Annotated in this window: 36 protein-coding genes; all 36 read right to left on the bottom strand. The window is 67.5% G+C overall.

Annotation, left to right across the window (positions count from 1 at the left end):
* Nucleotides 1-104: 104 nt before the first annotated feature.
* A complete protein-coding gene (locus BJ982_RS38025) occupies nt 105-1,121 on the bottom strand; it encodes a DNA-directed RNA polymerase subunit alpha (protein ID WP_184608205.1) in 1,017 nt (338 codons plus the stop codon).
* A 108-nt stretch (nt 1,122-1,229) separates the two neighbouring features.
* Nucleotides 1,230-1,856: a 30S ribosomal protein S4 gene (rpsD, locus tag BJ982_RS38030; protein WP_184888211.1), complete on the bottom strand. Its 627-nt coding sequence runs from the start codon at nt 1,854-1,856 to the stop codon at nt 1,230-1,232.
* Between the two features lie 20 nt (nt 1,857-1,876).
* Entirely contained in the window at nt 1,877-2,281 is a 405-nt protein-coding gene (rpsK, locus tag BJ982_RS38035; RefSeq protein ID WP_012887860.1) for a 30S ribosomal protein S11, read from the bottom strand.
* Between the two features lie 90 nt (nt 2,282-2,371).
* A complete protein-coding gene (rpsM, locus tag BJ982_RS38040) occupies nt 2,372-2,752 on the bottom strand; it encodes a 30S ribosomal protein S13 (RefSeq protein WP_184608207.1) in 381 nt (126 codons plus the stop codon).
* A gap of 198 nt (nt 2,753-2,950) precedes the next feature.
* Nucleotides 2,951-3,064, bottom strand: a complete 114-nt coding sequence (rpmJ, locus tag BJ982_RS38045) for a 50S ribosomal protein L36 (protein WP_003956441.1) — start codon at nt 3,062-3,064, stop codon at nt 2,951-2,953.
* 103 nt (nt 3,065-3,167) lie between these two features.
* Nucleotides 3,168-3,389 (bottom strand): translation initiation factor IF-1, encoded by a 222-nt coding sequence (infA, locus tag BJ982_RS38050; protein WP_012887858.1) that lies wholly within the window; start codon nt 3,387-3,389, stop codon nt 3,168-3,170.
* A gap of 579 nt (nt 3,390-3,968) precedes the next feature.
* Nucleotides 3,969-4,388, bottom strand: a complete 420-nt coding sequence (locus tag BJ982_RS38055; protein WP_184888213.1) for a DUF1707 SHOCT-like domain-containing protein — start codon at nt 4,386-4,388, stop codon at nt 3,969-3,971.
* A 66-nt stretch (nt 4,389-4,454) separates the two neighbouring features.
* Entirely contained in the window at nt 4,455-5,297 is an 843-nt protein-coding gene (map, locus tag BJ982_RS38060; protein WP_184888215.1) for a type I methionyl aminopeptidase, read from the bottom strand.
* Nucleotides 5,298-5,450: 153 nt separating this feature from the next.
* Nucleotides 5,451-6,104, bottom strand: a complete 654-nt coding sequence (locus BJ982_RS38065) for an adenylate kinase (protein WP_184608210.1) — start codon at nt 6,102-6,104, stop codon at nt 5,451-5,453.
* Nucleotides 6,104-7,411 (bottom strand): preprotein translocase subunit SecY, encoded by a 1,308-nt coding sequence (gene secY / locus BJ982_RS38070; RefSeq protein ID WP_184888217.1) that lies wholly within the window; start codon nt 7,409-7,411, stop codon nt 6,104-6,106. The genes BJ982_RS38065 and secY overlap by 1 nt, the downstream gene beginning before the upstream one ends.
* A gap of 169 nt (nt 7,412-7,580) precedes the next feature.
* Nucleotides 7,581-8,054 carry a 50S ribosomal protein L15 gene (rplO, locus tag BJ982_RS38075; RefSeq protein ID WP_184888218.1) on the bottom strand — a complete coding sequence of 158 codons (474 nt, stop codon included), beginning with the start codon at nt 8,052-8,054 and terminating at the stop codon, nt 7,581-7,583.
* Nucleotides 8,055-8,056: 2 nt separating this feature from the next.
* The gene (rpmD, locus tag BJ982_RS38080) at nt 8,057-8,239 is read right to left on the bottom strand and encodes a 50S ribosomal protein L30 (protein ID WP_080043226.1); all 183 of its coding nucleotides are present in this window, start codon (nt 8,237-8,239) and stop codon (nt 8,057-8,059) included.
* Between the two features lie 2 nt (nt 8,240-8,241).
* The gene (gene rpsE / locus BJ982_RS38085; protein WP_114032746.1) at nt 8,242-8,874 is read right to left on the bottom strand and encodes a 30S ribosomal protein S5; all 633 of its coding nucleotides are present in this window, start codon (nt 8,872-8,874) and stop codon (nt 8,242-8,244) included.
* Between the two features lie 49 nt (nt 8,875-8,923).
* A complete protein-coding gene (gene rplR, locus BJ982_RS38090; protein ID WP_184888220.1) occupies nt 8,924-9,304 on the bottom strand; it encodes a 50S ribosomal protein L18 in 381 nt (126 codons plus the stop codon).
* A gap of 2 nt (nt 9,305-9,306) precedes the next feature.
* Nucleotides 9,307-9,849 carry a 50S ribosomal protein L6 gene (gene rplF / locus BJ982_RS38095; RefSeq protein WP_184888222.1) on the bottom strand — a complete coding sequence of 181 codons (543 nt, stop codon included), beginning with the start codon at nt 9,847-9,849 and terminating at the stop codon, nt 9,307-9,309.
* 19 nt (nt 9,850-9,868) lie between these two features.
* Nucleotides 9,869-10,267, bottom strand: coding sequence for a 30S ribosomal protein S8 (rpsH, locus tag BJ982_RS38100; protein ID WP_184888224.1), 399 nt, complete (start codon nt 10,265-10,267; stop codon nt 9,869-9,871).
* Between the two features lie 137 nt (nt 10,268-10,404).
* A complete protein-coding gene (locus tag BJ982_RS38105) occupies nt 10,405-10,590 on the bottom strand; it encodes a type Z 30S ribosomal protein S14 (protein WP_114032742.1) in 186 nt (61 codons plus the stop codon).
* 2 nt (nt 10,591-10,592) lie between these two features.
* Complete coding sequence (gene rplE / locus BJ982_RS38110; protein ID WP_184888226.1) at nt 10,593-11,168, bottom strand: 50S ribosomal protein L5; 576 nt, start codon at nt 11,166-11,168, stop codon at nt 10,593-10,595.
* Nucleotides 11,168-11,482 (bottom strand): 50S ribosomal protein L24, encoded by a 315-nt coding sequence (gene rplX, locus BJ982_RS38115; protein WP_203959494.1) that lies wholly within the window; start codon nt 11,480-11,482, stop codon nt 11,168-11,170. The genes rplE and rplX overlap by 1 nt, the downstream gene beginning before the upstream one ends.
* 9 nt (nt 11,483-11,491) lie before the next feature.
* Nucleotides 11,492-11,860, bottom strand: a complete 369-nt coding sequence (gene rplN, locus BJ982_RS38120) for a 50S ribosomal protein L14 (RefSeq protein ID WP_114032739.1) — start codon at nt 11,858-11,860, stop codon at nt 11,492-11,494.
* 147 nt (nt 11,861-12,007) lie between these two features.
* Nucleotides 12,008-12,298, bottom strand: coding sequence for a 30S ribosomal protein S17 (gene rpsQ, locus BJ982_RS38125; RefSeq protein ID WP_184888230.1), 291 nt, complete (start codon nt 12,296-12,298; stop codon nt 12,008-12,010).
* Complete coding sequence (gene rpmC / locus BJ982_RS38130; RefSeq protein WP_184888232.1) at nt 12,291-12,527, bottom strand: 50S ribosomal protein L29; 237 nt, start codon at nt 12,525-12,527, stop codon at nt 12,291-12,293. Before rpmC ends, rpsQ begins: the two co-directional genes overlap by 8 nt.
* Nucleotides 12,527-12,946 (bottom strand): 50S ribosomal protein L16, encoded by a 420-nt coding sequence (gene rplP / locus BJ982_RS38135; protein ID WP_184608221.1) that lies wholly within the window; start codon nt 12,944-12,946, stop codon nt 12,527-12,529. Before rplP ends, rpmC begins: the two co-directional genes overlap by 1 nt.
* Before the next feature lie 2 nt (nt 12,947-12,948).
* Nucleotides 12,949-13,788 carry a 30S ribosomal protein S3 gene (gene rpsC / locus BJ982_RS38140; protein ID WP_184888234.1) on the bottom strand — a complete coding sequence of 280 codons (840 nt, stop codon included), beginning with the start codon at nt 13,786-13,788 and terminating at the stop codon, nt 12,949-12,951.
* A complete protein-coding gene (gene rplV, locus BJ982_RS38145) occupies nt 13,788-14,156 on the bottom strand; it encodes a 50S ribosomal protein L22 (RefSeq protein ID WP_184888236.1) in 369 nt (122 codons plus the stop codon). The genes rpsC and rplV overlap by 1 nt, the downstream gene beginning before the upstream one ends.
* A 27-nt stretch (nt 14,157-14,183) precedes the next feature.
* Nucleotides 14,184-14,462 carry a 30S ribosomal protein S19 gene (gene rpsS, locus BJ982_RS38150; RefSeq protein ID WP_184608224.1) on the bottom strand — a complete coding sequence of 93 codons (279 nt, stop codon included), beginning with the start codon at nt 14,460-14,462 and terminating at the stop codon, nt 14,184-14,186.
* An 11-nt stretch (nt 14,463-14,473) separates the two neighbouring features.
* Nucleotides 14,474-15,307, bottom strand: coding sequence for a 50S ribosomal protein L2 (gene rplB / locus BJ982_RS38155; RefSeq protein WP_184888239.1), 834 nt, complete (start codon nt 15,305-15,307; stop codon nt 14,474-14,476).
* A 47-nt stretch (nt 15,308-15,354) separates the two neighbouring features.
* Entirely contained in the window at nt 15,355-15,657 is a 303-nt protein-coding gene (gene rplW / locus BJ982_RS38160) for a 50S ribosomal protein L23 (protein ID WP_184608226.1), read from the bottom strand.
* Complete coding sequence (rplD, locus tag BJ982_RS38165) at nt 15,657-16,307, bottom strand: 50S ribosomal protein L4 (protein WP_184888241.1); 651 nt, start codon at nt 16,305-16,307, stop codon at nt 15,657-15,659. The genes rplW and rplD overlap by 1 nt, the downstream gene beginning before the upstream one ends.
* Complete coding sequence (rplC, locus tag BJ982_RS38170) at nt 16,304-16,957, bottom strand: 50S ribosomal protein L3 (RefSeq protein ID WP_184888243.1); 654 nt, start codon at nt 16,955-16,957, stop codon at nt 16,304-16,306. The genes rplD and rplC overlap by 4 nt, the downstream gene beginning before the upstream one ends.
* 14 nt (nt 16,958-16,971) lie before the next feature.
* Nucleotides 16,972-17,280, bottom strand: coding sequence for a 30S ribosomal protein S10 (gene rpsJ, locus BJ982_RS38175; RefSeq protein WP_012887830.1), 309 nt, complete (start codon nt 17,278-17,280; stop codon nt 16,972-16,974).
* 264 nt (nt 17,281-17,544) lie between these two features.
* Entirely contained in the window at nt 17,545-18,738 is a 1,194-nt protein-coding gene (gene tuf / locus BJ982_RS38180; protein ID WP_184888245.1) for an elongation factor Tu, read from the bottom strand.
* Nucleotides 18,739-18,845: 107 nt separating this feature from the next.
* Complete coding sequence (gene fusA, locus BJ982_RS38185; protein ID WP_221483258.1) at nt 18,846-20,894, bottom strand: elongation factor G; 2,049 nt, start codon at nt 20,892-20,894, stop codon at nt 18,846-18,848.
* Nucleotides 20,895-20,984: 90 nt separating this feature from the next.
* Nucleotides 20,985-21,455 (bottom strand): 30S ribosomal protein S7, encoded by a 471-nt coding sequence (rpsG, locus tag BJ982_RS38190; RefSeq protein ID WP_184608231.1) that lies wholly within the window; start codon nt 21,453-21,455, stop codon nt 20,985-20,987.
* A 1-nt stretch (nt 21,456) separates the two neighbouring features.
* Nucleotides 21,457-21,831 (bottom strand): 30S ribosomal protein S12, encoded by a 375-nt coding sequence (rpsL, locus tag BJ982_RS38195; RefSeq protein WP_184608232.1) that lies wholly within the window; start codon nt 21,829-21,831, stop codon nt 21,457-21,459.
* A 766-nt stretch (nt 21,832-22,597) separates the two neighbouring features.
* Entirely contained in the window at nt 22,598-26,473 is a 3,876-nt protein-coding gene (locus tag BJ982_RS38200; protein WP_184888248.1) for a DNA-directed RNA polymerase subunit beta', read from the bottom strand.
* Between the last annotated feature and the right edge of the window lie 59 nt (nt 26,474-26,532).

A 26,532-nucleotide genomic window follows, 5' to 3' on the forward strand; every position in this document is an offset into this window, starting at 1 on the left:
ACCGGAGTCGGGCCGGGAGCCTCGGTCGTTTCGGCGACGAGGCTCCCGTCAGGTGAAATGCGGTGATCGCGGCCCTCCGTGAGCGGAGGGCCGCGACCGGTGGATCAGTACTGCTCGGTCTCGACGTACCGGGAGTCCTCGTCGTCGTAGTCGCCACCGGCGACCGCGGTCGGGTCGAACCCGGGCGGCGAGTCCTTCAGGGCCAGCGACATCTCGTGCAGCTTCTGCTTGACCTCTTCGATGGACTTGGCGCCGAAGTTGCGGATGTCCAGCAGGTCCTGCTCGCTGCGCGCGACCAGCTCGCCCACGGTGTGGATGCCCTCGCGCTTGAGGCAGTTGTAGGAGCGAACGGTGAGGTTCAGCTCCTCGATCGGCAGCGCCAGGTCGGCGGCGAGCGCCGCGTCCGTCGGCGACGGGCCGATGTCGATGCCCTCGGCCTCGACGTTGAGCTCGCGCGCCAGGCCGAACAGCTCGACCAGGGTCTTGCCGGCGGAGGCCACGGCGTCGCGGGGCTTCATCGACGGCTTGGTCTCGACGTCGAGGATGAGGCGGTCGAAGTCGGTGCGCTGCTCGACTCGGGTGGCCTCGACCTTGTAGGTGACCTTGAGCACCGGCGAGTAGATCGAGTCGACGGGAACGCGGCCGATCTCCTGGCCGGGCTGCTTGTTCTGGGCGGCGGAGACGTAGCCGCGGCCGCGCTCGACGGTCAGCTCCATCTCCAGCTTGGCCTTGCCGTTCAGCGTGGCGATGTGCAGGTCGGGGTTGTGGACCTCGACACCGGCGGGCGGCGCGATGTCCGCGGCGGTGACCTCGCCGGGGCCCTGCTTGCGCAGGTACATCACGACCGGCTCGTCGTGCTCGGAGGAGACGACCAGCGCCTTGAGGTTGAGGATGATGTCGGTGACGTCTTCCTTGACCCCGGGCACGGTCGAGAACTCGTGCAGCACGCCCTCGATGCGGATGCTCGTGACCGCCGCCCCCGGGATGGAGGACAGCAGCGTGCGGCGCAGCGAGTTGCCGATGGTGTAGCCGAAGCCCGGCTCCAGCGGCTCGATGACGAACCGCGACCTGGTCTCCTCGATCGACTCTTCGAGGAGGGAGGGACGCTGTGCGATCAGCATTGGGTTCTCCCCTGGGTTCCGCGGGGCCCGCTATTTGACCACCGCGATGGTTATTCTCCCCCCCACCGGGCTCGCCTGACGCTCGCCCGGTGGATGGGTCTCGAACTCTTACTTGGAGTAGAGCTCGACGATCAGCTGCTCCTGGACCTGCGTGTCGATCTGCTGGCGGACCGGGAGCTGGTGCACCAGGACGCGCAGCTTGTCCGGCACGATGCCGAGCCAGGCCGGGACGGTCCTGTCGCCGACGGTGGCGCGGGCCACCTCGTACGGCATGAGGTTGCGGGACTTCTCGCGCACCTCGATGATGTCGTGCTCCCGGACCCGGTAGGACGGGATGTCGACCTTCTTGCCGTTCACCAGGATGTGGCCGTGGCGCACCTGCTGGCGCGCGGCGTCGCGCGAGACGGCGAGGCCGGCCCGGAACACGACGTTGTCCAGGCGGCTCTCCAGGATCTGGAGGAGGTTCTCACCGGTCTTGCCGGACTTGCGGTTGGCTTCCTCGTAGTAGTTGCGGAACTGCTTCTCGAGGATGCCGTAGATGCGGCGGGTCTTCTGCTTCTCCCGGAGCTGGAGCTGGTACTCCGACTCCTTGGGACGGCCGCGGCCGTGCTCACCCGGCGGGTAAGGACGGATCTCGATGGGGCACTTGGGGGACTCACACTTGGCGCCCTTGAGGAAGAGCTTGGTCTTCTCACGGCGGCAGAGCTTGCAGTCCGCTCCGGTGTAACGAGCCATTTCTCTGTCTCTCCTGGGCCTCAGACGCGGCGGCGCTTGGGCGGACGGCAACCGTTGTGGGGAACCGGGGTCACATCCTGGATGGAACCCACCTCCAGGCCGGTGGCCTGGAGGGACCGGATGGCGGTCTCACGACCGGACCCGGGGCCCTTCACGAAGACGTCGACCTTGCGCATGCCGTGCTCCATGGCGCGGCGGGCGGCGTTCTCGGCGGCCATCTGCGCGGCGAACGGGGTGGACTTGCGGGAGCCCTTGAACCCGACGTGGCCGGCGCTCGCCCAGGAGATCACGTTCCCGCTGGGGTCGGTGATCGAGACGATCGTGTTGTTGAACGTGCTCTTGATGTGGGCGTGCCCGTGAGCGACGTTCTTCTTCTCCTTGCGGCGCACCTTCTTCGGTGCGCCTTGGCGGCTCTTCGGCGGCATGTAGCGCTATCTCCTGAGGTGGTCGGTCCTGCTGCGTGTGCGGGGGCGCGAGGCGGGCCGCCGGGCCCTGTCGCGCGCCACCGGCGAGGACTACTTCTTGCCGGGCTTCTTCTTGCCGGCCACGGTCTTCTTCTTGCCCTTGCGGGTGCGCGCGTTGGTCTGCGTGCGCTGACCGTGCACGGGAAGGCCGCGGCGGTGACGGATGCCCTGGTAGCACCCGATCTCGATCTTGCGTCGGATGTCGGCCTGGACCTCGCGGCGCAGGTCACCCTCGATCTTGAAGGTGGCCTCGATGTAGTCACGCAGCGGCACCAGCTCGGTGTCGCTCAGCTGGTGGACGCGAAGGTCCCCGCTGATGCCCGTGGCCTGCAGCACTTCCTGAGCGCGGCTGCGGCCGATTCCGTAGATGTAGGTGAGAGCGATCTCCAGCCGCTTGTCGCGGGGGAGGTCGACGCCAACCAGGCGAGCCATGGTCGGGCATTCTCCTTCGATGTGGCGGAGGTCTTGCGCCTCACTACCCCTCCCCATGCCCGGGGTGAGGGCCCCGGCCTCCGACCGGGGGTCTCCCGCGTGGTTCGGCGTGCGCCGCCTGCGCGGGTGTGATGCGCTACTGCGAGGTGTTCACTTGTTCCTACCCGGCCACGCCCCTGAGGCGTCGCCCGGGCGCGATCAGCCCTGGCGCTGCTTGTGGCGCAGGTTGTCGCAGATCACCATGACGCGACCGTGCCGGCGGATCACCTTGCACTTGTCGCAGATCTTCTTGACGCTCGGCTTGACCTTCATAGTCCTTGTCGTTTCCTCAGACGGCCCGCCCGCCGACGCCGCAGAGTCGCCCGCCGCGCCTGCGCGCGAGCGGCCGGCCTCTTCCACGCCACCCGGGAAGGGCTTACTTGTATCGGTAGACGATCCGCCCACGACTGAGGTCGTAGGGGCTCAGTTCCACGACGACCCGGTCGTCGGGGAGAATCCGGATGTAGTGCATCCGCATTCGTCCGCTGATGTGGGCCAGGACCTTATGGCCGTTGTCGAGCTGCACCCGGAACATCGCGTTGGGCAGCGACTCGACCACAGTGCCCTCGATCTCGATGGCGCCGTCCTTCTTGGCCATGTCCCTCGCGTTTCACTGATCGGTCGTCTGAGGTTTCGGCACACTACGCAGCCGCGACCGCGAGCGCGTCAGAGAGCGGCGGCGAAGGCCGCCGGACGCGCAATGGTCATAGTGAGCCGACAAAGGAGTGTACGACAACCGGCGAGGAATTGCGAAACGCCTGGCTTCTGTCCGGACACAACCGACCACCACTCTACCTCAGACAGCCCCGCCGACGGGATGGCCGACGTGCGGGTCTTCGCACGTGGACGCGCCCACCCGGCCGCCGGTACCGCCGATACCCGGCCTGGGTGGGCGCGTGCTCACGAGTGGACACGCCTGGGCCGTCGGCGGCGGCGATCACATGTCCTCCACGCGCGGACGGACGGTGACGGCGTACGTCTTCTCGCCGGTAACCCCCGTTGTCCGCTAAAGATCACTTACCCCCCGCCAAACCGGGAAACTGCCGTGAGCGGTAAAGCCTGCGTCGAATCCCGTGAAACGAGAACAGCGGGCGCTCCATACGGAGTGCCCGCTCATTTCCCCTGCTTCGGGTCCCTCTCGGCCCTGGTCGCACCGGCCCGGGCCGCAGAAGCGGCCCTAGCTCTTGGACCCGTGGTTCTTGCCGCCGAAAAGGGTGCTGACCAGAAGGATCGCCCCCCACGGGCCCGCCACCCACATGGGCCAGAAGTACCCGCCGAAGTCGCTCAGGGCCCAGATGACCGTGGTGACCGCCACGGCCATGGCCCAGCTCGCCCACGCCGCCCGAAGGCCCTTCTGGGCGTTGCCGGGCCGCTCCCGCTCGGCGGGCGGCGCGGCCGGGCGCGCGTTCAGGTCGATGTCGGGGAGGTCGGCGGTCAGCCTCTGGAGATCGCCGTAGGTCCTGCCCTGATAGACGAGCTCCAGGCGCTCCTGGAACTCCTCCATCGTGAGACGGCCCTGGGCGGCGTGCTCGCGGAGCGCCGCCGCCACCTTGTCCCTGTCGCCGTCCGACGCCCTCATGTCCGGTGTCGCCGCCATCGATCCCTCAACTCCCGCGCTGACGTCCGCCGAGGGGACGGCCGGCCCGCGACGGGTCAAGCGGGCTCAACGTCCCGGCCCGGCACCGGTGTCGGTCTTCCCTCCCAGCAGTTCGCTGAGCCGTGCCTTCCCCCCGTCCAGGGCGGTAAGCACCCAAGGACCATTATCGGTGACCGCGACGCTGTGTTCGAAGTGCGCCGAGGGCTTTCCGTCGATCGTGACGACCGTCCAGTCGTCGTCCAGCACGCGGGTGCGGTCGGTGCCGGCGTTCACCATCGGCTCGATCGCGAAGCACATGCCCGGCTCGAACCGGGGGCCCTTGCCGGGCCTGCCGTGGTTGGCGACCCACGGCTCCATGTGCATCTCGGTGCCGATGCCGTGCCCGCCGTACTCCTGAGGGATGCCGTAGCGGCCCTGAGAGCGAACGTAACGCTCGACCTCGTACCCGATGTCGGACAGGTGCCTGCCGACGGTCAGGGCCGCGATACCGCGCCACATGGCCTCTTCCGTGACCCGCATCAGCTCGGTCAGCGCGGGGTCCACCTCGCCCACGCCGACGGTGATCGCCGAGTCGCCGTGCCACCCGTCGAGGATGGCCCCGCAGTCGATGGAGATGATGTCGCCCTCGCGCAGTGCGCGCCGCGCGGTCGGGATGCCGTGCACGACCTCGTCGTTGACCGACGCGCAGATCGTGGCGGGAAAGCCCTGGTACCCCTTGAAGGACGGGATCGCGCCCTCGTCGCGGATGGCCTTCTCGGCGATCGCGTCCAGGTCGAGCGGCGTGACGCCCGGGCGCACGGACTCGCGCAGCGACTGGAGCGTCCGGCCGACGACCAGGCCGGCGGCCCGCATCTTGTCGACCTGCTCCGGCGTCTTGACCTGGATTCCGTGCTTGTTCTTCTTGAACACTTACTGGCACCCCCTGGGGTGAATCAACGGACGGCGCGGCAGCCCGATTCCCCCGATTGTCCCCCAACACGCCGAACGCCACCCCTGGAGAATGACCCCAGAAGTGGCGTTCGCGGAAATCGCGGGATTCGGGGAGCTACGACCCTTGATGCGTCATTCGGCGAAGCGGCGCAGCTCCGCCATCGCCCGCTGCGTGATCTCCTCGACCGGGCCGGTGGCGTCCACGCCGCGGAGGATGCCCTCGTCGGCGTAGAACCTGATCAGCGGAGCCGTCTGGTCCTGGTAGACCTCCAACCGGTGGCGGATGGTCTCCTCACGGTCGTCGTCGCGCTGGAACAGATCTCCGCCGCACGCGTCGCAGACCCCCTCGGTGGCGGGAGGGTCGAACACGACGTGCCACACCTTGCCGCAGGAGCGGCAGGTGCGGCGCCCGGCGAGGCGCCGCACGACCTCTTCGTCGTCGACGACCAACTCCAGGACGAGATCGAGCGAGGTGCCGAACTCGGCCAGCATCTTGTTGAGGATCTGGGCCTGCGGCACGTTGCGGGGGAAGCCGTCCAGCAGGAAACCCTCCTGCGCGTCCGGCTCCGAGAGGCGGTCGCGGACCATGGCGATGGTGACCTCGTCGGGCACGAGATCGCCGCGGTCCATGTATTCCTTGGCAAGCTTGCCGAGTTCCGTGCCGCCCGACACGTTGGCACGGAAGATGTCCCCTGTCGAGATCTTCGGGATGGACAGGTTCGATGCGATGAACTGGGCCTGCGTCCCCTTACCCGCTCCGGGGGGCCCGACCAGGACGACGCGCACTACTTGAGGAAGCCCTCGTAGTTCCGCTGCTGTAGCTGGCTCTCGATCTGCTTCACGGTGTCCAGCCCAACACCAACCATGATCAGAATGCTCGTGCCTCCGAACGGGAAGTTCTGGCTCGCCCCTGCCACCGCCAGCGCGATGATCGGCACCATGGAGATCAGGCCCAGATACAACGAACCGGGAGCGGTCAGCCGCGTGAGCACGTAGTTGAGGTACTCAGCGGTCGGCCGTCCCGGGCGGATGCCCGGGATGAAACCACCGTACTTCTTCATGTTGTCCGCCACTTCAACGGGGTTGAAGGTAATGGACACGTAGAAGTAGGTGAAGAAGATGATCAACAGGAAGAACGTGAGCATGTAGACCGGGTGGTCACCGCGGACGAAGTTCTGCGCGAGCCACTGGACGACGACGTTCGGCTCCGCACTGTTGCCGAACAGCGACACCACGAGCTGCGGGAGGTAGAGCAGCGAGGAGGCGAAGATGACCGGGATGATGCCGGCCTGGTTCACCTTGAGCGGGATGTAGGTCGAGGTGCCGCCGTACATGCGGCGGCCCACCATGCGCTTGGCGTACTGCACCGGGATGCGACGCTGGGCCTGCTCGACGAACACGACCGCCGCGATCATGAACACACCGACCACCATCACCACGGCGAAGGTGAAGGCGTTCTGACGGAAGATGTTCATGAGCTCGGACGGGAAGACGGCGATGACCTGCGTGAAGATCAGGATGGACATGCCGTTGCCGACCCCGCGGTCGGTGATGAGCTCGCCCAGCCACATGATCACGGAGGTGCCCGCGGTCATGACGACCACCATCGTGATGATGGTGAACACGTCATTGTTGATCAAAATGGGCTGACGGCAGTTCGGGAAGAGCTGCCCGGTGCGCGCCAGCGCGACGAAGGCGGTCGACTGCAGGACCGCGAGGCCGATGGTGAGATAACGCGTGTACTGCGTGATCTTGGCGGTGCCCGCCTGGCCTTCCTTCTTGAGCGCCTCTAGCCGTGGAATGACCACGGTGAGCAGCTGGAGGATGATGCTCGCGGTGATGTAAGGCATGATGCCGAGTGCGAACACCGATAGCTTCAGCAGCGCACCGCCACTGAAAAGCTGCACCATGCCATAGATGTTGGCGGCGTCTCCGGCCTGCGCCTCTTTCAGACACTGCTGGACGTTGACCGTGTTGACGCCTGGGGTCGGCAGCACCGAACCCAGCCGGAACAACACGATGATTCCCAGCGTGAAGAGCAGCTTATTGCGCAGGTCGGGCGTACGGAACGCCCGGCTAATCGCGGTCAGCACGGTCCCTCCTGCGCGCCTGTTAGGCGGTATCGGCCAGCGAAGGTCTGGAAGTGATCCATCGGCACATCTCTGATCAACGAGCCCTGGACACCGTTTGTCCAGCGCACTCTAACGCACTACGGGCGCGGCGGCTCTTCTCTGAGCCCCCGCGCCTCGTATTGCCTGCCTCCTACAGCTCGGTGACGGAGCCACCAGCTGCGGCGATCTTTTCCTTCGCGGAGGCGGAGAACGCATGCGCACGCACGTTCAACGCCACCGAGATCTCACCGGTTCCCAGGATCTTGACCGGCTGGTTCTTGCGGACCGCGCCACGCTCGACCAGCGTCTCGACGCTGACCTCGCCGCCCTCGGGGAAGAGCTCGCCGAGCCTGTCCAGGTTGACGACCTGATAGGTCGTCTTGAACAGGGCGTTGGAGAAGCCCTTCCGCTTGGGCAGGCGCCGCTGGAGCGGAACCTGGCCACCCTCGAAACCGAAGGGGACCGTCGTGCGGGACTTGGTGCCCTTGGTGCCACGACCGGCGGTCTTGCCCTTGGACGCCTCGCCGCGGCCCTTGCGGACCTTGGCCTTGTTGGCGCCGGGGGCCGGACGCAGGTGGTGGATGCGCAGCGGCGTGCCGCCACCGGAGTTCTCAGCGTTAGCCATGACTAGTCGACCTCTTCCACCTCGACGAGGTGCGTCACCACGGAGACCATGCCCCGGATCTCCGGGCGGTCCTCCTTGACGACGACGTCGCCGATTCGCTTCAGGCCCAGCGAGCGCAGAGAGTCACGCTGGTTCTGCTTGCCGCCGATCTTCGACCGGACCTGGGTGATCTTCAGACGAGCCATCGCTAGCTCACCGCCTTCGCCGCGGCCGCGGCCTCGGCGATGCCCTCGGCGCGGGCCTTGAGCATGCGTACGGGCGCGACGTGCTCGATCGGGAGCCCACGGCGGGCGGCGATCTCCTCGGGCCTGCTGAGGCCCTTCAGAGCCGCCACGGTGGCGTGGACGATGTTGATCGGGTTGTCCGAGCCGAGCGACTTGGACAGCACGTCGTGGATCCCGGCGCACTCCAGGACGGCGCGCACCGGGCCGCCGGCGATGACACCGGTACCGGGCGAGGCCGGGCGCAGCAGGACGACGCCGGCGGCGTCCTCACCCTGCACCGTGTGCGGGATGGTGCCCTGGATGCGCGGCACCTTGAAGAAGTGCTTCTTGGCCTCCTCGACGCCCTTGGCGATCGCCGCGGGCACCTCCTTGGCCTTGCCGTAGCCGACACCGACCAGGCCGTTGCCGTCGCCGACGACGACCAGGGCGGTGAAGCTGAAGCGCCGGCCGCCCTTGACGACCTTGGCGACACGGTTGATCTTCACAACGCGCTCGATGTACGAGACGCCCTTCTCGGCAGCACCACCGCGGCGATCGTCGCGACGGTCACGCCGCTCACCACCGCCGCCGGCGCCGCGACGCGGAGCTGCAGCCATCAGTGGTTCCTCTTTTCGTTGCTCTTGATTGCGATGCGGGCCGGAGACATCAGAACTCCAGCCCGCCTTCACGGGCGCTGTCCGCCAGGGCCGCGATGCGGCCCGCGTAGCGGTTGCCACCGCGGTCGAACACGACGGCGGTGATCCCGGCGGCCTTGGCCCGCTGAGCGACGAGCTCGCCGACCTTCTTCGCCTTGTCGGTCTTGGTGCCCTCGGCCGTGCGGAGCGAGGCGTCCAAGGTGGAGGCGCTGGCCAGCGTGTGGCCGGCGACGTCGTCCACGATCTGCACGAAGATGTGGCGCGCGGAACGGTTGATGACCAGGCGCGGGCGGGTCGGCGAGCCGACGACCTTCTTGCGGACGCGGCGGTGACGGCGCGCGCGCGACAGGGCGCGGGCGGCCGTGTGCTTGGCAACCTTGGTGAAGGCCATGACTACTTACCAGCCTTTCCGACCTTGCGGCGGATGACTTCGCCCTGGTACCGCACACCCTTGCCCTTGTAGGGGTCGGGCTTGCGCAGCTTGCGGATGTTGGCGGCGACCTCGCCGACCTTCTGCTTGTCGATGCCGTCCACGTGGAACAGGGTCGGCCGCTCGACGCGGAAGGTGACGCCCTCGGGGGCGTCCACGATCACCGGGTGGCTGAAGCCCAGCGAGAACTCCAGCTGCGTCGGGCCCTTGGCCTGGACGCGGTAACCGACGCCGACGATCTCCAGCGTCTTGCTGTACCCCTTGGTGACGCCGTCCACCATGTTCGAGATCAGCGTGCGGGACAGCCCGTGCAGGGCGCGCACCTTGTTCTCGTCGTTGGGGCGGGTGACGGTGATGGTGCCGTCGTCGCCGCGCTCGACGTCGATCGGCTCCGCGACCTTGTGTGAAAGCGTGCCCTTCGGGCCCTTGACCGTGACATCCCGGCCGTCGATGGCGATGTCCACGCCACTCGGTACGGGGATGGGCAGCCGTCCGATTCGCGACATGCTGTGATTCCTCCCCTCGTTACCAGACGTAGGCGAGGACTTCCCCGCCCACACCACGCTTGCCGGCCTGCTTGTCGGTCATGAGGCCCCCGGACGTCGAGATGATCGCGACGCCGAGACCGCCCAGGACCTTGGGCAGGTTGTCCTTCTTTGCATAGACCCGCAGGCCGGGCTTCGACACCCGGCGCAGGCCCGCGATTGACCGTTCACGCGTGGGCCCGAACTTGAGCTCCACCACGAGGTTCTTCCCGACCTTGGCGTCTTCGACGGTCCAGGCCTGGATGTAGCCCTCCTGCTGGAGGATCTCGGCGATGTGCGCCTTGATCTTCGAGTACGGCATGCTCACGGTGTCGTGGTATGCCGAGTTCGCGTTACGCAGACGCGTCAGCATGTCTGCGATCGGGTCGGTCATCGTCATGGCCGGTGGCCCTCCTCACCGCGGTTTCCCGAGCGGGACCTACGGTGTGGTCGTGGGCGCCGGAAACGGCGCCCGGTTGATATGACTTGGATGTACGGCCGGCAGGGCGCGGGCCTTCGTCGCGAGGGCCCGCAGGGCTACCAGCTCGACTTGGTGATGCCGGGCAGCTCGCCCCGGTGCGCCATCTCGCGGAAGCACACGCGGCACAGGCCGAACTTGCGGTAGACCGCACGCGGACGGCCGCAGCGCGAACAACGAGTGTACGCGCGGACGCCGAACTTCGGCTTACGCTCGGCCTTGGCGATCAGGGACTTCTTGGCCATGCTCAGGCCTCCTTGAAGGGGAAGCCGAGGAGCTTCAGGAGCGCCCGGCCTTGTTCGTCGTTCGTAGCGGTGGTCACGACCGTGATGTCCATGCCCCGCTGGCGGTCGACCCTGTCGGGGTCCACCTCGTGGAACATGACCTGCTCGGTGAGGCCGAAGGTGTAGTTCCCGTTGCCGTCGAACTGCTTGGGCGAGAGGCCGCGGAAGTCGCGGATGCGCGGCAGCGCGAGGGACAGCAGCCTGTCGAGGAACTCCCACATGCGGTCGCCGCGCAGCGTGACGTGCGCGCCGATGGGCATGCCCTCACGCAGCTTGAACTGCGCGATCGACTTGCGCGCGTGGGCGACCGCCGGCTTCTGGCCGGTGATGGCGGTGAGGTCGCGCACCGCGCCCTCGATGAGCTTGGAGTCGCGGGCCGCCTCGCCGACGCCCATGTTCACCTTGATCTTGGTGAGCTTGGGGATCTGCATGACGTTCGCGATGCCGAACTGCTCGCGCAGCTTGCCCGCGATCTCCTCCTGGTAGCGGAGCTTGAGGCGCGGCGCGGGGCGCTCGGTCTCGGTAGTGGTGGCGGTCATCAGTTGTCCTCACCCGATTCGTCGGCCGCGGCGGCCTTCTTGGCGGGCTTGTCGTCCTTCTTCGCCTCGTCCGTCTTGGCGTCATCCTTGAGCTTCTTGACGTTGCTCACGTGGATGGACGCCTCCAGGGTCTGCACGCCGCCTTCCTTGGCGCCGCGCGGGCCCTGGTGGGTGACCTTGGAGTGCTTCTTGATCAGGTTCACGCCCTCCACCACCACGCGGTCCTCGCGCGGCAGGGCGCGGATCACACGGCCCTTGGCACCCTTGTCCTTACCGGCGATGACCTGGACGAGGTCACCCTTCTTCACATGCAGCTTCGGCATCTACAACACCTCCGGCGCGAGCGAGATGATGCGCATGAACTTCTTCTCGCGCAGCTCGCGACCCACCGGACCGAAGATACGCGTGCCCCGAGGGTCACCACTGTCCTTGATGATGACCGCGGCGTTCTCGTCGAAGCGGATGTAGGAGCCGTCGGGGCGGCGGCGCTCCTTGCTGGTGCGCACCACGACAGCCTTGACCACATCACCCTTCTTCACGCCCGCGGCGGGAAGAGCGTCCTTCACCGTCGCGACGATGATGTCGCCGATACCCGCGTAGCGCCGACCCGAGCCACCGAGCACGCGGATGCACAACAGCTCCTTGGCACCCGTGTTGTCGGCGACCTTGAGCCGCGACTCCTGCTGGATCACGTCAACTCCCGTATGTCACGCCGGTTCTCATTCGCTGAGCCTGGCGGAACTTGATTCGGTCTAATGCTCCCCCGGCGCCGGCCCTACCGGCCCGAGGGGGGACGCCACACGGGAGACCCCCTTCCGGGGGGCCTCCCGCACGGCGACTTACTTGGCCCGCTCGAGGATCTCCACGACCCGCCACCGCTTGGTGGCGGACAGCGGCCGGGTCTCCATCAGGAGAACGCGGTCGCCGACGCCGCAGGTGTTGGCCTCGTCGTGGGCCTTGTACTTGGTCGTACGGCGGATGACCTTGCCGTACAGCGGGTGCTTGACGCGGTCCTCGACGGCGACGACGACGGTCTTGTCCATCTTGTCGCTGACGACCAGACCCTCGCGGGTCTTGCGGTAGTTCCGCGCCTGGGCGGTCTCGGTGTTGGTCTCGGTGGTCTCAGCCATCGCTCGGCTCCTTCTCGACCGTGACGATGCCGAGCTCGCGCTCGCGCATCACGGTGTAGATACGGGCGATCTCGCGGCGGACGGCGCGCAGCCGCCCGTGGCTCTCCAACTGACCGGTCGCCGCCTGGAAGCGGAGGTTGAACAGCTCCTCCTTGGCTTCCTTCAGCTTCTGGACCAGCTCCTCCTGGTCAGAAGTCCGCAGCTCACCGGCGGTCAGGCCCTTAGCCATCACGCCTCACCCACTTCACGCTTGACGAACCGGCACTTCATCGGGAGCTTGTGCATCGCGCGGCGCAGCGCCTCGCGGGCGACCGGCTCGGAGACGCCGGACAGCTCGAACATGACGCGGCCGGGCTTGACGTTGGCGATCCACCACTCCGGCGAACCCTTACCGGAACCCATGCGGGTCTCGGCGGGCTTCTTCGTCAGAGGACGGTCGGGATAGATGTTGATCCACACCTTTCCGCCACGACGGATGTGCCGGGTCATGGCGATACGCGCGGCCTCGATCTGGCGGTTGGTCACGTAGTGGTGCTCAAGCGCCTGGATGCCGAACTCGCCGAACACGACCCTGGTGCCACCCTTGGCGGCTCCGCTGCGGTCAGGCCGGTGCTGCTTGCGGTGCTTGACCCTGCGCGGGATCAGCATGGTCAGCTCCCTTCAGCACCCGGCTGCTCCGCCGGGCCACTCTCGGGCGCCCCAGCGGGCGCGGTGCTCTCGGTCTTGGGCCCGCCGCGACCGCCGCGGCCCGCGCCGTCACGGCCACGGCCGCCGCCCGCGCCACGGCCGCGCTGCGGCCGGTCGGTGCGGTCCCGACGCTGGCCGGCGCGCGCACCGGCGGCGGCCGCCTCGCGCTCGGCGCGGCTGGTCGGGGCCTCGCCCTTGTAGATCCACACCTTCACGCCGATGCGGCCGAAGGTGGTGCGGGCCTCGTAGAAGCCGTAGTCGATGTCCGCGCGAAGGGTGTGCAGAGGCACGCGACCCTCGCGGTAGAACTCCGAGCGCGACATCTCGGCGCCGCCGAGACGGCCGGAGCACTGGACACGGATGCCCTTGGCGCCGCTCTTCATCGCCGACTGCATGGCCTTGCGCATCGCCCGCCGGAAGGAGACCCGGCTGGAGAGCTGCTCGGCCACGCCCTGGGCGACGAGCTGAGCGTCGACCTCGGGGTTCTTGACCTCAAGGATGTTGAGCTGGACCTGCTTCTTGGTCAGCTTCTCGAGGTCGCCACGGATGCGGTCCGCCTCGGCGCCGCGGCGGCCGATGACGATGCCCGGCCGCGCGGTGTGGATGTCGACCTGGACGCGGTCGGTGGTGCGCTCGATCTCGACCTTGGAGATGCCGGCCCGCTCCATGCCCTTCTGCAGCATGCGGCGGATCGACACGTCCTCGGCGACGTAGGACTTGTACAGCTTGTCGGCGTACCACCGGCTCTTGAAGTCGGTCGTGATGCCGAGGCGGAACCCGTGCGGGTTAACCTTCTGGCCCACTAGCGGGTCCTTCCCTTCGGCTTGCCCTGGCGCTCGGGCCGGGACTCGACGATCACAGTGATGTGGCTCGTCCGCTTGTTGATCCGATAGGCACGGCCCTGGGCACGGGGGCGGAACCGCTTCAGCGTCGGGCCCTCGTCGACCCACGCGCGGCTCACGACCAGCGACTCGCGGTCGAGCTTGAAGTTGTGCTCGGCGTTCGCCATCGCGCTCGACAGCACCTTGTAGATCGGCTCGCTCGCCGCCTGGGTGGCGAACTGCAGCACGGCCTGCGCCTCCGAAGCGGGCAGCCCGCGAATAAGGTCCACCACACGGCGGGCCTTCTGGGGCGTGACGCGGACGAACCGCGCCTGAGCCCTGGCTTCCATCGCTTACTCCTCGTTTCTGAAAGGCGCTTACCGCCGGCTACGCCGGTCTTCCTTGACGTGGCTGCGGAAGGTTCGCGTCGGCGCGAACTCGCCCAGCTTGTGGCCGATCATCGACTCGGTGACGAACACCGGGACGTGCTTGCGCCCGTCGTGAACGGCGATCGTGTGACCCAGCATGTCCGGCACGATCATGGAGCGCCGCGACCACGTCTTGATGACGTTCTTGGTGCCCTTCTCGTTCTGCGTGTCCACCTTCTTCATCAGGTGGTCGTCAACGAAAGGACCCTTCTTAAGGCTACGTGGCATTTAGGCTGCTCCTACCGCTTCTTCTTGCTCCGCCGACGGATGATCAGGCGGTCGCTGGCCTTGTTGGCCTGACGGGTACGGCCCTCGGGCTTGCCCTTCGGGTTCACCGGGTGGCGACCACCGGAGGTCTTGCCCTCACCACCGCCGTGCGGGTGGTCGACCGGGTTCATGGCGACACCGCGGACGGTCGGGCGCTTGCCCTTCCAGCGGTTACGCCCGGCCTTGCCGATGCTGATGTTGGCCTGCTCGGCGTTGCCGACCTGGCCGACCGAGGCGCGGCAGCGCACGTCGACCTGGCGCATCTCACCGGAGGGCATACGCAGCGTGGCGTACTGCCCTTCCTTGGCCAGCAGCTGGATCTGCGCGCCGGCGGACCGGCCGAGCTTCGCCCCGCCGCCCGGCTTCAGCTCCACGGCGTGGATGAAGGTACCGGTCGGGATGTTGCGCAGCGGCAGGCAGTTGCCCGGCTTGATGTCGGCCCCGGGGCCGTTCTCGATGCGGTCGCCCTGCTTGATCCCGGTGGGAGCGAGGATGTAGCGCTTCTCGCCGTCCGCGTAGTGCAGGAGCGCGATGCGCGAGGTCCGGTTCGGGTCGTACTCGATGTGCGCGACCTTGGCCGGGACGCCGTCCTTGTCGTGGCGCCGGAAGTCGATGATGCGGTAGGCGCGCTTGTGTCCGCCGCCCTGGTGGCGCGCGGTCACACGCCCGTGAACGTTACGGCCGCCCTTGCTGTGCAGGGGGGCAAGCAGCGACTTCTCGGGCCTGTCGCGCGTGATCTCGGCGAAGTCCGAGACGCTCGCGCCGCGCCGGCCCGGCGTCGTCGGCTTGTATTTACGGATGCCCATCTTTTTCGTTCATCCTTCGTCGGTATTGCGTGGCAAAGCGGTGGTGATCAGCCGATCTGACCGAAGATGTCGATCCGGTCGCCTTCCACCAGGCTCACGATCGCCCGCTTGGTGCTCGGACGCTGGCCGTAGCCGAACCTCGTGCGCTTGCGCTTGCCCTGCCTGTTGATCGTGTTCACGCTGGTGACCTTGACGCCGAAGATCTGCTCGATAGCGATCTTGACCTGGGTCTTGTTGGCCGTCTTGCGCACCAGGAACGTGTACTTGTTGTGCTCATCGATCAGGCCGTAGCTCTTCTCGGAGACGATCGGCTTGATGATGATGTCGCGCGGGTCGGCGATCTTCTGCATCAGGCGTCTTCCTTCCCGCCGTTGCCCAGCCGCGCCACGACCTGGTCGTATGCCTCACGGGTGAAGACCAGGTCGTCGTAGCAGAGCACGTCATAGGTGTTCAGCTGGCCGGCGTCCAGCAGGTGGACCTCCGGCGCGTTGCGCAGGCTCAGCCAGGTGAGCTCGTCGTCGGCGTCGACCACGACCAGGACGCTGCGCGCCTTGGTGATGTTGCGCAGTGCGTCCAGCGCGGCCTTGGTCTTCGGGGTCTCCCCCGTGACCAGACCGTCGACGATGTGCACGCGGCCACCGCTAGCCCGGTCGCTGAGGGCGCCGCGGAGGGCGGCGGCCTTCATCTTCTTGGGCGTCCGCTGGGAGTAGTCGCGCGGCTGCGGGCCGTGGACGGTGCCACCGCCGGCGAACTGCGGCGCGCGGGTCGAGCCCTGGCGGGCGCGGCCGGTGCCCTTCTGGCGGTAAGGCTTCTTGCCACCGCCGCTGACCTCGCCGCGGGTCTTCGTCTTGTGGGTGCCCTGGCGGCGCGCGGCCAGCTGGGCGACGACGACCTGGTGGATCAGCGGGATGTTGACCTTGGCGCCGAAGACATCCTCCGGCAGGTCGACGGTGCCGGTCTTCGCGCCGGCCGCGTCGAGGACGTCGATGCTCGTGCTCACTTCTCGGCCCCCTTCTTGGCGGCGGTGCGAATGAGGACCAGGCTCCCGTTGGCGCCGGGGACCGCGCCCTTGAGAAGGATGAGACCCTTCTCGGCGTCCACGGCGTGCACCTTGAGGTTCTGGATGGTGACGCGGGTGTTGCCCATGCGGCCCGCCATGCGCAGGCCCTTGAAGACGCGCCCCGGGGTGGCGCAGCCACCGATGGAGCCGGGCGAACGGTGCTTGCGCTGGGTGCCGTGCGAGGCGCCGAGACCGCGGAAGCCGTGCCGCTTCATCACACCGGCGAAGCCCTTGCCCTTGCTCTTGCCGGTGACGTCCACGAACTGACCGGCCTCGAAGGTCTCGGCCGTGACTTCCTGGCCGAGGGTGTACTCGGAGGCGTCGTCGGTGCGGACCTCGACGAAGTAGCGGCGCGGGGTGATGTCGTGCTTGCGCAGGTAGTCACCCAGGGGCTTGTTGACCTTGCGCGGGTCTACCTGCCCGTAGCCGAGCTGAACAGCGGAGTAGCCGTCCTTTTCCTCACTGCGGACGCGGGTCACCACGCACGGACCGGCCTCGACGACGGTGACCGGGACGATCCGGTTCCCCTCGTCGAAGACCTGGGTCATGCCGAGCTTCTTGCCCAGGACGCCCTTGATCTGCTTAGCCATGTCAGTGCGTTCCCTCAGAGCTTGATCGAGATGTCGACGCCGGCCGGGAGGTCGAGGCGCATGAGCGAGTCGACCGTCTTCGGCGTCGGATCGATGATGTCAATCAGCCGCTTGTGCGTGCGCATTTCGAAGTGCTCACGGCTGTCCTTGTACTTGTGCGGCGAGCGGATGACGCAGTACACGTTCTTCTCGGTCGGCAACGGCACCGGGCCCGCGACCTTGGCGCCAGTCCGTGTCACCGTCTCGACGATCTTCTTGGCCGAGCTGTCGATGACCTCGTGGTCATAGGCCTTAAGCCGGATGCGGATCTTCTGTCCCGCCATAGTGGCCTCGGTGTCCTTCGCTGTCGTCCTGCAAAAGTTTCGTGCGGCCTTGTGCCGCTGTCAGGTTCCCGTGGCTTGCGCCCCGTGACCCGCCTCGTCATTCCGTGATCTTGCAGTCGACTCGGTCTTGGGCCGAGACGGCTGCGAGATCACGGGCCTGGATCGGGCTCGGAGCTCGCCGGGACTCGGGGGCCTCGCGGCCCCGTCGTGGTGCGGCGGTCGGGCCCGGACTGCACCGGCCCCGACCGCCGACCCGCGGTCGTGCTACTTGATGATCTTCGTGACCCGGCCCGCGCCGACGGTCCTGCCACCCTCGCGGATGGCGAACTTCAGACCGTCCTCCATCGCGATGGGCTGGATGAGCTGGACGGTCATCTCGGTGTTGTCACCGGGCATGACCATCTCGGTGCCCTCCGGCAGGGTCACAACGCCCGTCACGTCCGTGGTACGGAAGTAGAACTGCGGACGGTAGTTGTTGAAGAACGGCGTGTGGCGGCCGCCCTCGTCCTTGGACAGGATGTAGACCTGCGCCTCGAACTCGGTGTGCGGGGTGGTCGTGCCCGGCTTGATGATGCACTGGCCGCGCTCGACGTCCTCGCGCTTGATGCCACGGAGGAGCAGACCGACGTTGTCGCCGGCGCGCCCCTCGTCGAGGAGCTTGCGGAACATCTCGACACCGGTGACGGTGGTCGTGGTGCTCTTCTCCTTGATGCCGATGATGTCGACGGTCTCGTTGACCTTGACGATGCCGCGCTCGATACGACCGGTCACGACGGTGCCGCGGCCGGTGATCGAGAAGACGTCCTCGATCGGCATGAGGAACGGCTTCTCGGTGTCACGAACGGGCTCGGGGACGTTGTCGTCCACGGCGTTCATGAGCTCGATGATCGAGTCGCCCCACTTCTCGTCGCCCTCAAGCGCCTTCAGCGCCGAGACGCGCACGACCGGCAGGTCGTCGCCCGGGAACTCCTGGGCGGACAGCAGCTCGCGGACCTCGAGCTCGACGAGCTCCAGGATCTCCTCGTCGTCGACCATGTCGGCCTTGTTCAGCGCGACGACGATGTAGGGGACGCCGACCTGGCGGGCCAGGAGGACGTGCTCCTTCGTCTGCGGCATCGGGCCGTCGGTGGCGGCGACCACGAGGATCGCGCCGTCCATCTGGGCGGCACCGGTGATCATGTTCTTCACGTAGTCGGCGTGACCGGGGCAGTCCACGTGGGCGTAGTGGCGCTTCTCGGTCTGGTACTCGACGTGCGCGATGGAGATGGTGATACCGCGGGCCTTCTCCTCGGGCGCCTTGTCGATCTTGTCGAACGGGGTCGCCTCATTGAGGTGAGGGAAACGGTCGTGGAGCACCTTGGTGATCGCCGCGGTCAGAGTGGTCTTGCCGTGGTCGATGTGCCCAATGGTGCCGATGTTCACGTGCGGCTTGGTCCGCTCGAACTTGGCCTTGGCCACTGCTCTGTCTCCTTAGAGATTCTGACGTGACTTGCTACTCACTCGGGCTCGGAGCCCGATGCCCGGGAGGGCGATCGCTCGCCCTCCGGGCCGTCGGGGTCTCGGACCTATTCGCCCCGAGCCTTCGCGACGATCTCCTTGGCGATGCCCGGGGGCACCTCCGCATAGGAGTTGAACTGCATGCTGTAGACAGCCCGGCCCTGGGTCTTGCTGCGCAGGTCGCCCACGTAACCGAACATCTCTGACAGCGGGACCAGGGCCTGGATCACCTTGGCCCCGGTACGGTCCTCCATCGCCTGGATCTGCCCGCGGCGGCCGTTGAGGTCGCCGATGACGTCACCCATGTAGTCCTCGGGCGTGGTGACCTCGACGGACATCATGGGCTCAAGGATCACGGCGTCGGCACGGCGCGCGGCCTCCTTGAAGGCCATCGAACCGGCGATCTTGAAAGCCATTTCGGAGGAGTCGACCTCGTGGTAGGCGCCGTCCTGGAGGGTGACCTTCACACCCACCATCGGGTAGCCGGCCAGCACGCCGAACTCCGCGGCCTCCTGGGCGCCCGCGTCCACCGACGGGATGTACTCCCGCGGGATGCGGCCACCGGTGACCTTGTTCGCGAACTCGTAACCGTCGTTGCCCTCGCCCAGCGGCTCCAGGTCGATGATCACGCGCGCGAACTGACCGGAACCACCGGTCTGCTTCTTGTGCGTGTAGTCGACCTTCTCCACCTTGCGGCGGATGGTCTCGCGGTAGGCGACCTGCGGGCGGCCGACGTTGGCCTCGACCTTGAACTCGCGGCGCATCCGGTCGACGAGGATCTCCAGGTGGAGCTCGCCCATACCCCAGATGACCGTCTGGCCGGTCTCCTCGTCCCTGCGGACCTGGAAGGAGGGGTCCTCCTCGGCCAGGCGCTGGATCGCGGTGCCGAGCTTCTCCTGGTCGCCCTTGGTCTTGGGCTCGATGGCCACGTTGATGACCGGGGCGGGGAAGTTCATCGACTCCAGGACGACCTGGTTGGCCGGGTCGGACAGCGTGTCACCGGTGGTGGTGTCCTTCAGGCCCATCACGGCGACGATCTGCCCGGCGGTCGCCGACGGGCGTTCCTCACGCTTGTTGGCGTGCATCTGGTAGATCTTGCCGATCCGCTCCTTCTTGCCCTTCACCGAGTTGATCACCGCGGTGCCGGTCTCGAGCGTGCCCGAGTAGATGCGGATGTAGGTGAGCTTGCCCAGGTGCTGGTCGCTCATGATCTTGAAGGCCAGGGCGGCGAACGGCTCGCTCGTGTCGGCGTGCCGCTCGATCACCTGCTCCTCGTTGCCGACCGCGTGCCCCTTGAAGGCGGGGATGTCGGTCGGCGCCGGCAGGTAGGCGACGATCGCGTCGAGCAGGGGCTGGACGCCCTTGTTCTTGAACGCGGTGCCGCACAGGACCGGGTTGAGCGCGCTGGACAGCGTCGTGCGGCGGATGGCCGCGACGAGCTGCTCCTCGGTGGGCTCGACGCCCTCCAGGTACAGCTCCATGAGCTCGTCGTCGTTCTCGGCGACGGTCTCCAGGAGCTTGTCGCGCCACTCGCGGGCCACCTCGGCGTGGTCGGCCGGGATGTCGACGGTGTCGTACATCTCGCCCTTGGCCGCCTCGGCGCTCCAGAGCAGGCCCTTCATCTTCACGAGGTCGATGACGCCCTTGAAGTCGGCCTCGACGCCCCAGGGGAGCTGGATGACCAGCGGCATGGCGCCCAGGCGCGACACGATCATGTCGACGCAGCGGTGGAACTCGGCGCCGACGCGGTCCATCTTGTTGACGAAGCAGATGCGCGGGACGCCGTAGCGGTCCGCCTGCCGCCAGACCGTCTCGGACTGCGGCTCGACGCCGGCGACGGCGTCGAAGACGGCGACGGCGCCGTCGAGGACGCGCAGGGAACGCTCGACCTCGACGGTGAAGTCGACGTGGCCGGGAGTGTCGATGATGTTGATCGTGTGATCAAGCCAGCTACAGGTGGTCGCGGCGGAGGTGATGGTGATGCCGCGCTCCTGCTCCTGCTCCATCCAGTCCATGGTGGCTGCGCCCTCGTGGACTTCACCGATCTTGTAGTTGATGCCGGTGTAGAACAGGATGCGCTCGGTCGTGGTGGTTTTGCCCGCGTCGATATGGGCCATGATCCCGATGTTGCGGACCCTGGCCAGGTCAAGAGCGGTCGATGTGGCCACTTCTCTCGCGTCCTCGTCGTCTCGTCGTCGCCGCCGGTATTACCAGCGGTAGTGGGCGAAGGCCTTGTTGGACTCGGCCATCTTGTGGGTGTCCTCGCGCCGCTTCACGCTGGCGCCGAGGCCGTTGCTCGCGTCGAGCAGCTCGTTCATCAGCCGCTCGGTCATGGTCTTCTCGCGGCGGGCGCGGGAGTACTGCACCAGCCAGCGGAGCGCCAGCGTGGTGCTGCGCGCGGCGCGCACCTCCACCGGCACCTGGTAGGTGGCGCCACCGACACGGCGGCTGCGCACCTCAAGGGTGGGCTTGACGTTGTCGAGCGCTCGCTTGAGGGTGACGACCGGGTCGTTGCCCGACTTGTCCCTGCAGCCCTCAAGGGCGTCGTAGACGATCTTCTGAGCGAGCGACCGCTTGCCGCTCAGCAGCACCTTGTTGATCAGCGCGGTGACGAGCGGCGAGTTGAACACCGGGTCTGCGACCAGCTGTCGGCGCCCGGCGGGACCCTTGCGCGGCATCTCAGCTCTTCTCCTTCTTCGCGCCGTAGCGGCTGCGGGCCTGCTTGCGGTTGCGGACACCCTGGGTGTCGAGCGCCCCGCGAACGATCTTGTAGCGGACACCCGGCAGGTCCTTCACACGGCCGCCGCGCACGAGCACGATGGAGTGCTCCTGAAGGTTGTGACCGACGCCCGGGATGTAGGCCGTGACCTCGATGCCGCTGCTCAGGCGGACACGGGCGACCTTGCGGAGCGCCGAGTTCGGCTTCTTGGGGGTCGTGGTGTAGACGCGCACGCAGTTGCCGCGAAGCTGTGGGCTTCCCTTGAGCGCCGGAGTCTTGGTCTTAGTGACCTTGTCCTGTCGGCCCTTTCGGACCAACTGCTGAATTGTGGGCACTACTTCTCCGTTTCGCGTCCTGGCCGGTGATACGTCTGTGGGTCGAGTCCGCTCGGCCGTGGCCGGGCTTCGGCTTCCCGTCGTGCATTTCGCAGGTGCTGCCGGTGTCATGACCTGCTGGTTTACCTCGCACTCCGACCCCCGCGCTCGGGCGTGTCGCGCCCGGCTCACACCATGCACGAGGTGCGATCGGACTTTGTGGAGGAGTTGCCGCGCGGCCCCGTATCGGGGACACGCCAGCCAGTGCCCACGAGACCGCAGGCACGAAGACCAAGGCTACCCAGCTCGCCACGGCTCGTCAAAACGACGGCCCGGGGCGCGCCCCCGGTGACCCGCGGACCATCAGGGCGACCGGGCCGAGCAGGGCCGGAGCCCGCGGCACGCCCGGATGGACCGCCCGGAGGTCTTCGCGGCTCCCGGCGCGTGCGCCGGTGACCCGAACCCTTCGATCCTCGTAGACCGGACGCCGATGGCAACCGGTCCAGGCAATCATCAAAAGTACCACGGACGAAGGAGTGCCGTCCACGTTTCGGCAAGGACGCGCTCCTCGGGCCGTCCCCGATGATTCGCCCGGGCTTCGCCGGCCCATCGGCCACGCCGCGCTCTCCGCCTGCGCCGGTGCGGGGGGGAGGCCCAATACCATCTCCTCCGCCCGCGGGCCACAGCGGGCCCTCCAGGGCGTTCCCGCGCCATTTCGGCGGCACCGGCCGCGGAAACGGCGGATGCCCGGAGAGCCGTGCTCTCCGGGCATCCTGTCGTCTCGCGCCTAGCGGTTGTACTGACCGAAGTCGTACTCCTCCAGCGGGACGGCCTCGCCGCTGCCCGTGCCGAAGGTGTAGTCGGTCGCGGAGCCGTCGTAGCCGCCGACGGTGTACATCGCCGCCTTGGCCTCCTCGGTCGGCTCGACCCGGATGTTGCGGTACTGGGACATGCCCGTACCGGCCGGGATGAGCTTACCGATGATGACGTTCTCCTTGAGGCCCAGCAGGGAGTCCGACTTGGCGTGGATCGCCGCGTCGGTGAGCACCCGCGTGGTCTCCTGGAAGGACGCCGCCGACAGCCACGACTCGGTGGCCAGCGACGCCTTGGTGATGCCCATGAGCACCGGACGGCCGGAGGCGGGGGTGCCGCCCTCGGCGACGACCTCGCGGTTGACCATCTCGAACCGCGGCCGCTCGACGAGCTCGCCGGGCAGCAGGTCGGTGTCTCCGGACTCCAGCACGTTCACGCGCTTGAGCATCTGGCGCACGATGATCTCGATGTGCTTGTCGTGGATCGACACACCCTGCGAGCGGTAGACCTCCTGCACCTCGGCCACCAGGTGGAGCTGCACGGCCCGCGGGCCGAGGATGCGCAGCACCTCGTTGGGGTTGACGGCGCCGGCGACGAGCTGCTGGCCGACCTTGACGCGCTGGCCCTCGGAGATCAGCAGCCGCGACCGCATCGACACCGGGTAGGCGATCTCGTCGGATCCGTCGTCCGGAGTGATGACGATCTTGCGGGTCTTGTCGGTCTCGTCGATCCGCACCCGGCCGTCGGCCTCGCTGATCGGGGCGACGCCCTTGGGGACGCGCGCCTCGAACAGCTCCTGGACACGCGGCAGACCGTGGGTGATGTCGGCGCCCGCCACACCACCGGTGTGGAAGGTCCGCATCGTCAGCTGCGTGCCGGGCTCGCCGATCGACTGGGCGGCGATGATGCCGACCGCCTCGCCGACGTCCACCAGCTTGCCGGTCGCGAGCGAGCGGCCGTAGCAGGTGGCGCAGACGCCGATCTTGGCCTCGCAGACGAGCGCGCTGCGCGTCCTGACCGTCTCGATGCCGGCCTCGACCAGCGCCGTGACGGTCTGGTCGTTGATGTCGACGCCCGCCGAGGCGACGACCTTGCCGTCGACCTCGACGTCCTCGGCGAGGATGCGGCCGTGCACGTTGCTCTCGGCGTTGTCGGCCTTGACCAGCGTGCCGGAGGAGTCGCGCTCGCCGACGTGCAGCGGGACGCTGCGGTCGGTGCCACAGTCGATCTCGCGGACGATGACGTCCTGCGCGACGTCCACCAGACGACGGGTCAGGTAACCCGAGTCGGCGGTGCGCAGCGCGGTGTCGGCCAGACCCTTGCGCTGTCCGTGGGTGGAGATGAAGTACTCCAGCACCGACAGGCCCTCGCGGAAGGAGGACTTGATCGGCCGCGGGATCGTCTCACCCTTGGTGTTGGACACCAGGCCACGGATGCCGGCGATCTGCCGGACCTGCATCTTGTTGCCTCGGGCGCCGGAGTTGACCATCATCCAGACGGAGTTGGTCGCCGGGAAGGCGTCCACCATGTCGCTCTCGACGTCCGCCGTGGCGTGCGTCCAGATCTCGATGAGCTCCTGGCGGCGCTCCTCGTCGGTGATCAGACCGCGCTCGTACTCGCGCTGGACCTTGTCGGCCCGCTGCTCGTACTTGTCCATGATCGCGGCCTTGTTGGGCGGCGCGACGACGTCGTCGATGGAGATCGTGACGCCGGAGCGGGTCGCCCAGTGGAAGCCCGCGTCCTTCAGCGCGTCCAGCGCCGCCGCGACCTCGACCTTGGGGTACTTCTCCGCGAGCTCGTTGACGATCGCCGAGAGCTGCTTCTTGCCGATCTGCTCGTTGACGAACGGGTAGTTGTCGGGCAGCGTCTGGTTGAACAGGCACCGGCCGAGCGTGCTCTCCAGGCGGTACGTCTCACCGGCCTCCCAGCCCTCGGGAGCGGCCCAGCCGCGCGGCGGCGGGACGTCCTTCATGCGGACCTGGATCTTGGCCTGGATGTCCAGCTCGTGACGGTCGAACGCCATCAGCGCCTCGGCGACCGAGCCGAAGACCCGGCCCTCGCCCTTGGCGTCCTCGCGCTGGGTGGTCAGCCAGTACAGACCGATGATCATGTCCTGGGTGGGCATGGTCACCGGCTTGCCGTCGGCCGGCTTGAGGATGTTGTTGGTCGAGAGCATCAGGATGCGCGCCTCGGCCTGGGCCTCCGCCGACAGCGGCAGGTGCACCGCCATCTGGTCGCCGTCGAAGTCGGCGTTGAACGCCGTGCAGACGAGCGGGTGGATCTGGATCGCCTTGCCCTCGACGAGCTGCGGCTCGAAGGCCTGGATGCCGAGGCGGTGCAGGGTCGGCGCGCGGTTCAGCAGCACCGGGTGCTCGGTGATGACCTCTTCGAGCACGTCCCACACGACCGGGCGGGCACGCTCCACCATGCGCTTGGCCGACTTGATGTTCTGCGCGTGGTTCAGGTCGACCAGGCGCTTCATCACGAACGGCTTGAACAGCTCCAGCGCCATCTGCTTGGGCAGGCCGCACTGGTGCAGCTTGAGCTGCGGGCCGACGACGATGACCGAACGGCCGGAGTAGTCGACGCGCTTGCCGAGCAGGTTCTGGCGGAACCGGCCCTGCTTGCCCTTGAGCATGTCGGACAGCGACTTGAGCGGACGGTTGCCGGGCCCGGTGACCGGGCGGCCGCGGCGGCCGTTGTCGAACAGCGCGTCGACGGCCTCCTGGAGCATCCGCTTCTCGTTGTTGACGATGATCTCGGGCGCGCCCAGGTCCAGCAGGCGCTTGAGGCGGTTGTTCCGGTTGATGACCCGGCGGTACAGGTCGTTGAGGTCGGAGGTCGCGAAGCGGCCACCGTCGAGCTGCACCATCGGGCGAAGGTCCGGCGGGATGACCGGGATGCAGTCCAGGACCATGCCGTTCGGCGAGTTGCGCGTCGTGAGGAAGGCCGAGACGACCTTCAGGCGCTTCAGTGCGCGGGCCTTCTTCTGACCCTTGCCGCTGCGGATGGTCTCGCGCAGGGACTCGGCCTCGGCGGCCAGGTCGAAGTTGTTCAGGCGCTCCTGGATGGCCTGCGCGCCCATGCCGCCGCGGAAGTAGCGGCCGAAGCGGTCGCGCATCTCGCGGTAGAGCAGCTCGTCACCCTCCAGGTCCTGGACCTTGAGGTTCTTGAAGCGGCTCCAGACCTCTTCGAGGCGGTCCAGCTCGCGCTGGGCGCGGTCGCGGAGCTGACGCATCTCGCGGTCGGCGCCCTCGCGCACCTTGCGGCGCACGTCGCCCTTGGCCCCGGAGGTCTCCAGCTCGGCCAGGTCGGTCTCGAGCTTCTTCTGCCGGGCCTCGATGTCGGCGTCGCGCCGCTGCTCGATGTGCTGCCGCTCGACGGAGATCTTCGCCTCCAGCGACGGCAGGTCACGGGCACGCATGTCGGTGTCGACGTACGTGATCATGTAGGCCGCGAAGTAGATGACCTTCTCCAGGTCCTTCGGAGCCAGGTCGAGCAGGTATCCCAGACGGGAGGGAACGCCCTTGAAGTACCAGATGTGCGTGACGGGCGCGGCCAGCTCGATGTGCCCCATGCGCTCACGGCGCACCTTGGCACGGGTCACCTCGACGCCGCAGCGCTCACAGATGATGCCCTTGAAGCGGACGCGCTTGTACTTGCCGCAGTAGCACTCCCAGTCGCGGGTGGGACCGAAGATCTTCTCGCAGAAGAGCCCGTCCTTCTCCGGCTTGAGGGTGCGGTAGTTGATGGTCTCGGGCTTCTTCACCTCGCCGTGCGACCACTGACGGATATCGTCGGCCGTGGCGAGGCCGATGCGGAGCTCGTCGAAGAAGTTGACGTCGAGCACTTGTTATCCCCTCGCTTGAAAATCAGACCTCTTCGACACTGCTCGGCTCGCGCCGGGAC

The sequence above is a fragment of the Sphaerisporangium siamense genome (assembly GCF_014205275.1).
Taxonomy (GTDB): domain Bacteria; phylum Actinomycetota; class Actinomycetes; order Streptosporangiales; family Streptosporangiaceae; genus Sphaerisporangium; species Sphaerisporangium siamense.

Excerpts from the sequence above, each read along its gene's own strand:
- rplB (WP_184888239.1), bottom strand. The coding sequence starts at position 15,307 with ATGGGCATCCGTAAATACAAGCCGACGACGCCGGGCCGGCGCGGCGCG.
- infA (WP_012887858.1), bottom strand. The coding sequence starts at position 3,389 with ATGGCCAAGAAGGACGGCGCCATCGAGATCGAGGGCACTGTGGTCGAG.
- rpsK (WP_012887860.1), bottom strand. The coding sequence starts at position 2,281 with ATGCCGCCGAAGAGCCGCCAAGGCGCACCGAAGAAGGTGCGCCGCAAG.
- rpsM (WP_184608207.1), bottom strand. The coding sequence starts at position 2,752 with ATGGCTCGCCTGGTTGGCGTCGACCTCCCCCGCGACAAGCGGCTGGAG.
- rpsS (WP_184608224.1), bottom strand. The coding sequence starts at position 14,462 with ATGCCACGTAGCCTTAAGAAGGGTCCTTTCGTTGACGACCACCTGATG.
- BJ982_RS38055 (WP_184888213.1), bottom strand. The coding sequence starts at position 4,388 with ATGGCGGCGACACCGGACATGAGGGCGTCGGACGGCGACAGGGACAAG.
- rpsJ (WP_012887830.1), bottom strand. The coding sequence starts at position 17,280 with ATGGCGGGACAGAAGATCCGCATCCGGCTTAAGGCCTATGACCACGAG.
- BJ982_RS38025 (WP_184608205.1), bottom strand. The coding sequence starts at position 1,121 with ATGCTGATCGCACAGCGTCCCTCCCTCCTCGAAGAGTCGATCGAGGAG.
- rplP (WP_184608221.1), bottom strand. The coding sequence starts at position 12,946 with ATGCTGATCCCGCGCAGGGTCAAGCACCGCAAGCAGCACCGGCCTGAC.
- rplC (WP_184888243.1), bottom strand. The coding sequence starts at position 16,957 with ATGGCTAAGCAGATCAAGGGCGTCCTGGGCAAGAAGCTCGGCATGACC.
- rplO (WP_184888218.1), bottom strand. The coding sequence starts at position 8,054 with ATGGCTAACGCTGAGAACTCCGGTGGCGGCACGCCGCTGCGCATCCAC.
- rpsD (WP_184888211.1), bottom strand. The coding sequence starts at position 1,856 with ATGGCTCGTTACACCGGAGCGGACTGCAAGCTCTGCCGCCGTGAGAAG.
- rpmD (WP_080043226.1), bottom strand. The coding sequence starts at position 8,239 with ATGGCTCGTCTGAAGATCACCCAGGTCCGGTCGAAGATCGGCGGCAAG.
- BJ982_RS38105 (WP_114032742.1), bottom strand. The coding sequence starts at position 10,590 with ATGGCCAAGAAGTCCCTGATCGCCAAGGCCGAGCGTAAGCCGAAGTTC.
- rpmJ (WP_003956441.1), bottom strand. The coding sequence starts at position 3,064 with ATGAAGGTCAAGCCGAGCGTCAAGAAGATCTGCGACAAGTGCAAGGTG.
- rpsE (WP_114032746.1), bottom strand. The coding sequence starts at position 8,874 with ATGGCTGCAGCTCCGCGTCGCGGCGCCGGCGGCGGTGGTGAGCGGCGT.
- rpsH (WP_184888224.1), bottom strand. The coding sequence starts at position 10,267 with ATGACGATGACCGACCCGATCGCAGACATGCTGACGCGTCTGCGTAAC.
- rplE (WP_184888226.1), bottom strand. The coding sequence starts at position 11,168 with ATGACCGCCACCACTACCGAGACCGAGCGCCCCGCGCCGCGCCTCAAG.
- fusA (WP_221483258.1), bottom strand. The coding sequence starts at position 20,894 with ATGGCCCATATCGACGCGGGCAAAACCACCACGACCGAGCGCATCCTG.
- rpsG (WP_184608231.1), bottom strand. The coding sequence starts at position 21,455 with ATGCCGCGCAAGGGTCCCGCCGGGCGCCGACAGCTGGTCGCAGACCCG.
- rplR (WP_184888220.1), bottom strand. The coding sequence starts at position 9,304 with ATGGCCTTCACCAAGGTTGCCAAGCACACGGCCGCCCGCGCCCTGTCG.
- rplW (WP_184608226.1), bottom strand. The coding sequence starts at position 15,657 with ATGCAGAAGATCGCCGACCCGCGCGACATCATCATCAAGCCGATCGTC.
- rpmC (WP_184888232.1), bottom strand. The coding sequence starts at position 12,527 with ATGGCTAAGGGCCTGACCGCCGGTGAGCTGCGGACTTCTGACCAGGAG.
- rpsQ (WP_184888230.1), bottom strand. The coding sequence starts at position 12,298 with ATGGCTGAGACCACCGAGACCAACACCGAGACCGCCCAGGCGCGGAAC.
- rplF (WP_184888222.1), bottom strand. The coding sequence starts at position 9,849 with ATGTCGCGAATCGGACGGCTGCCCATCCCCGTACCGAGTGGCGTGGAC.
- rplV (WP_184888236.1), bottom strand. The coding sequence starts at position 14,156 with ATGGAAGCCAGGGCTCAGGCGCGGTTCGTCCGCGTCACGCCCCAGAAG.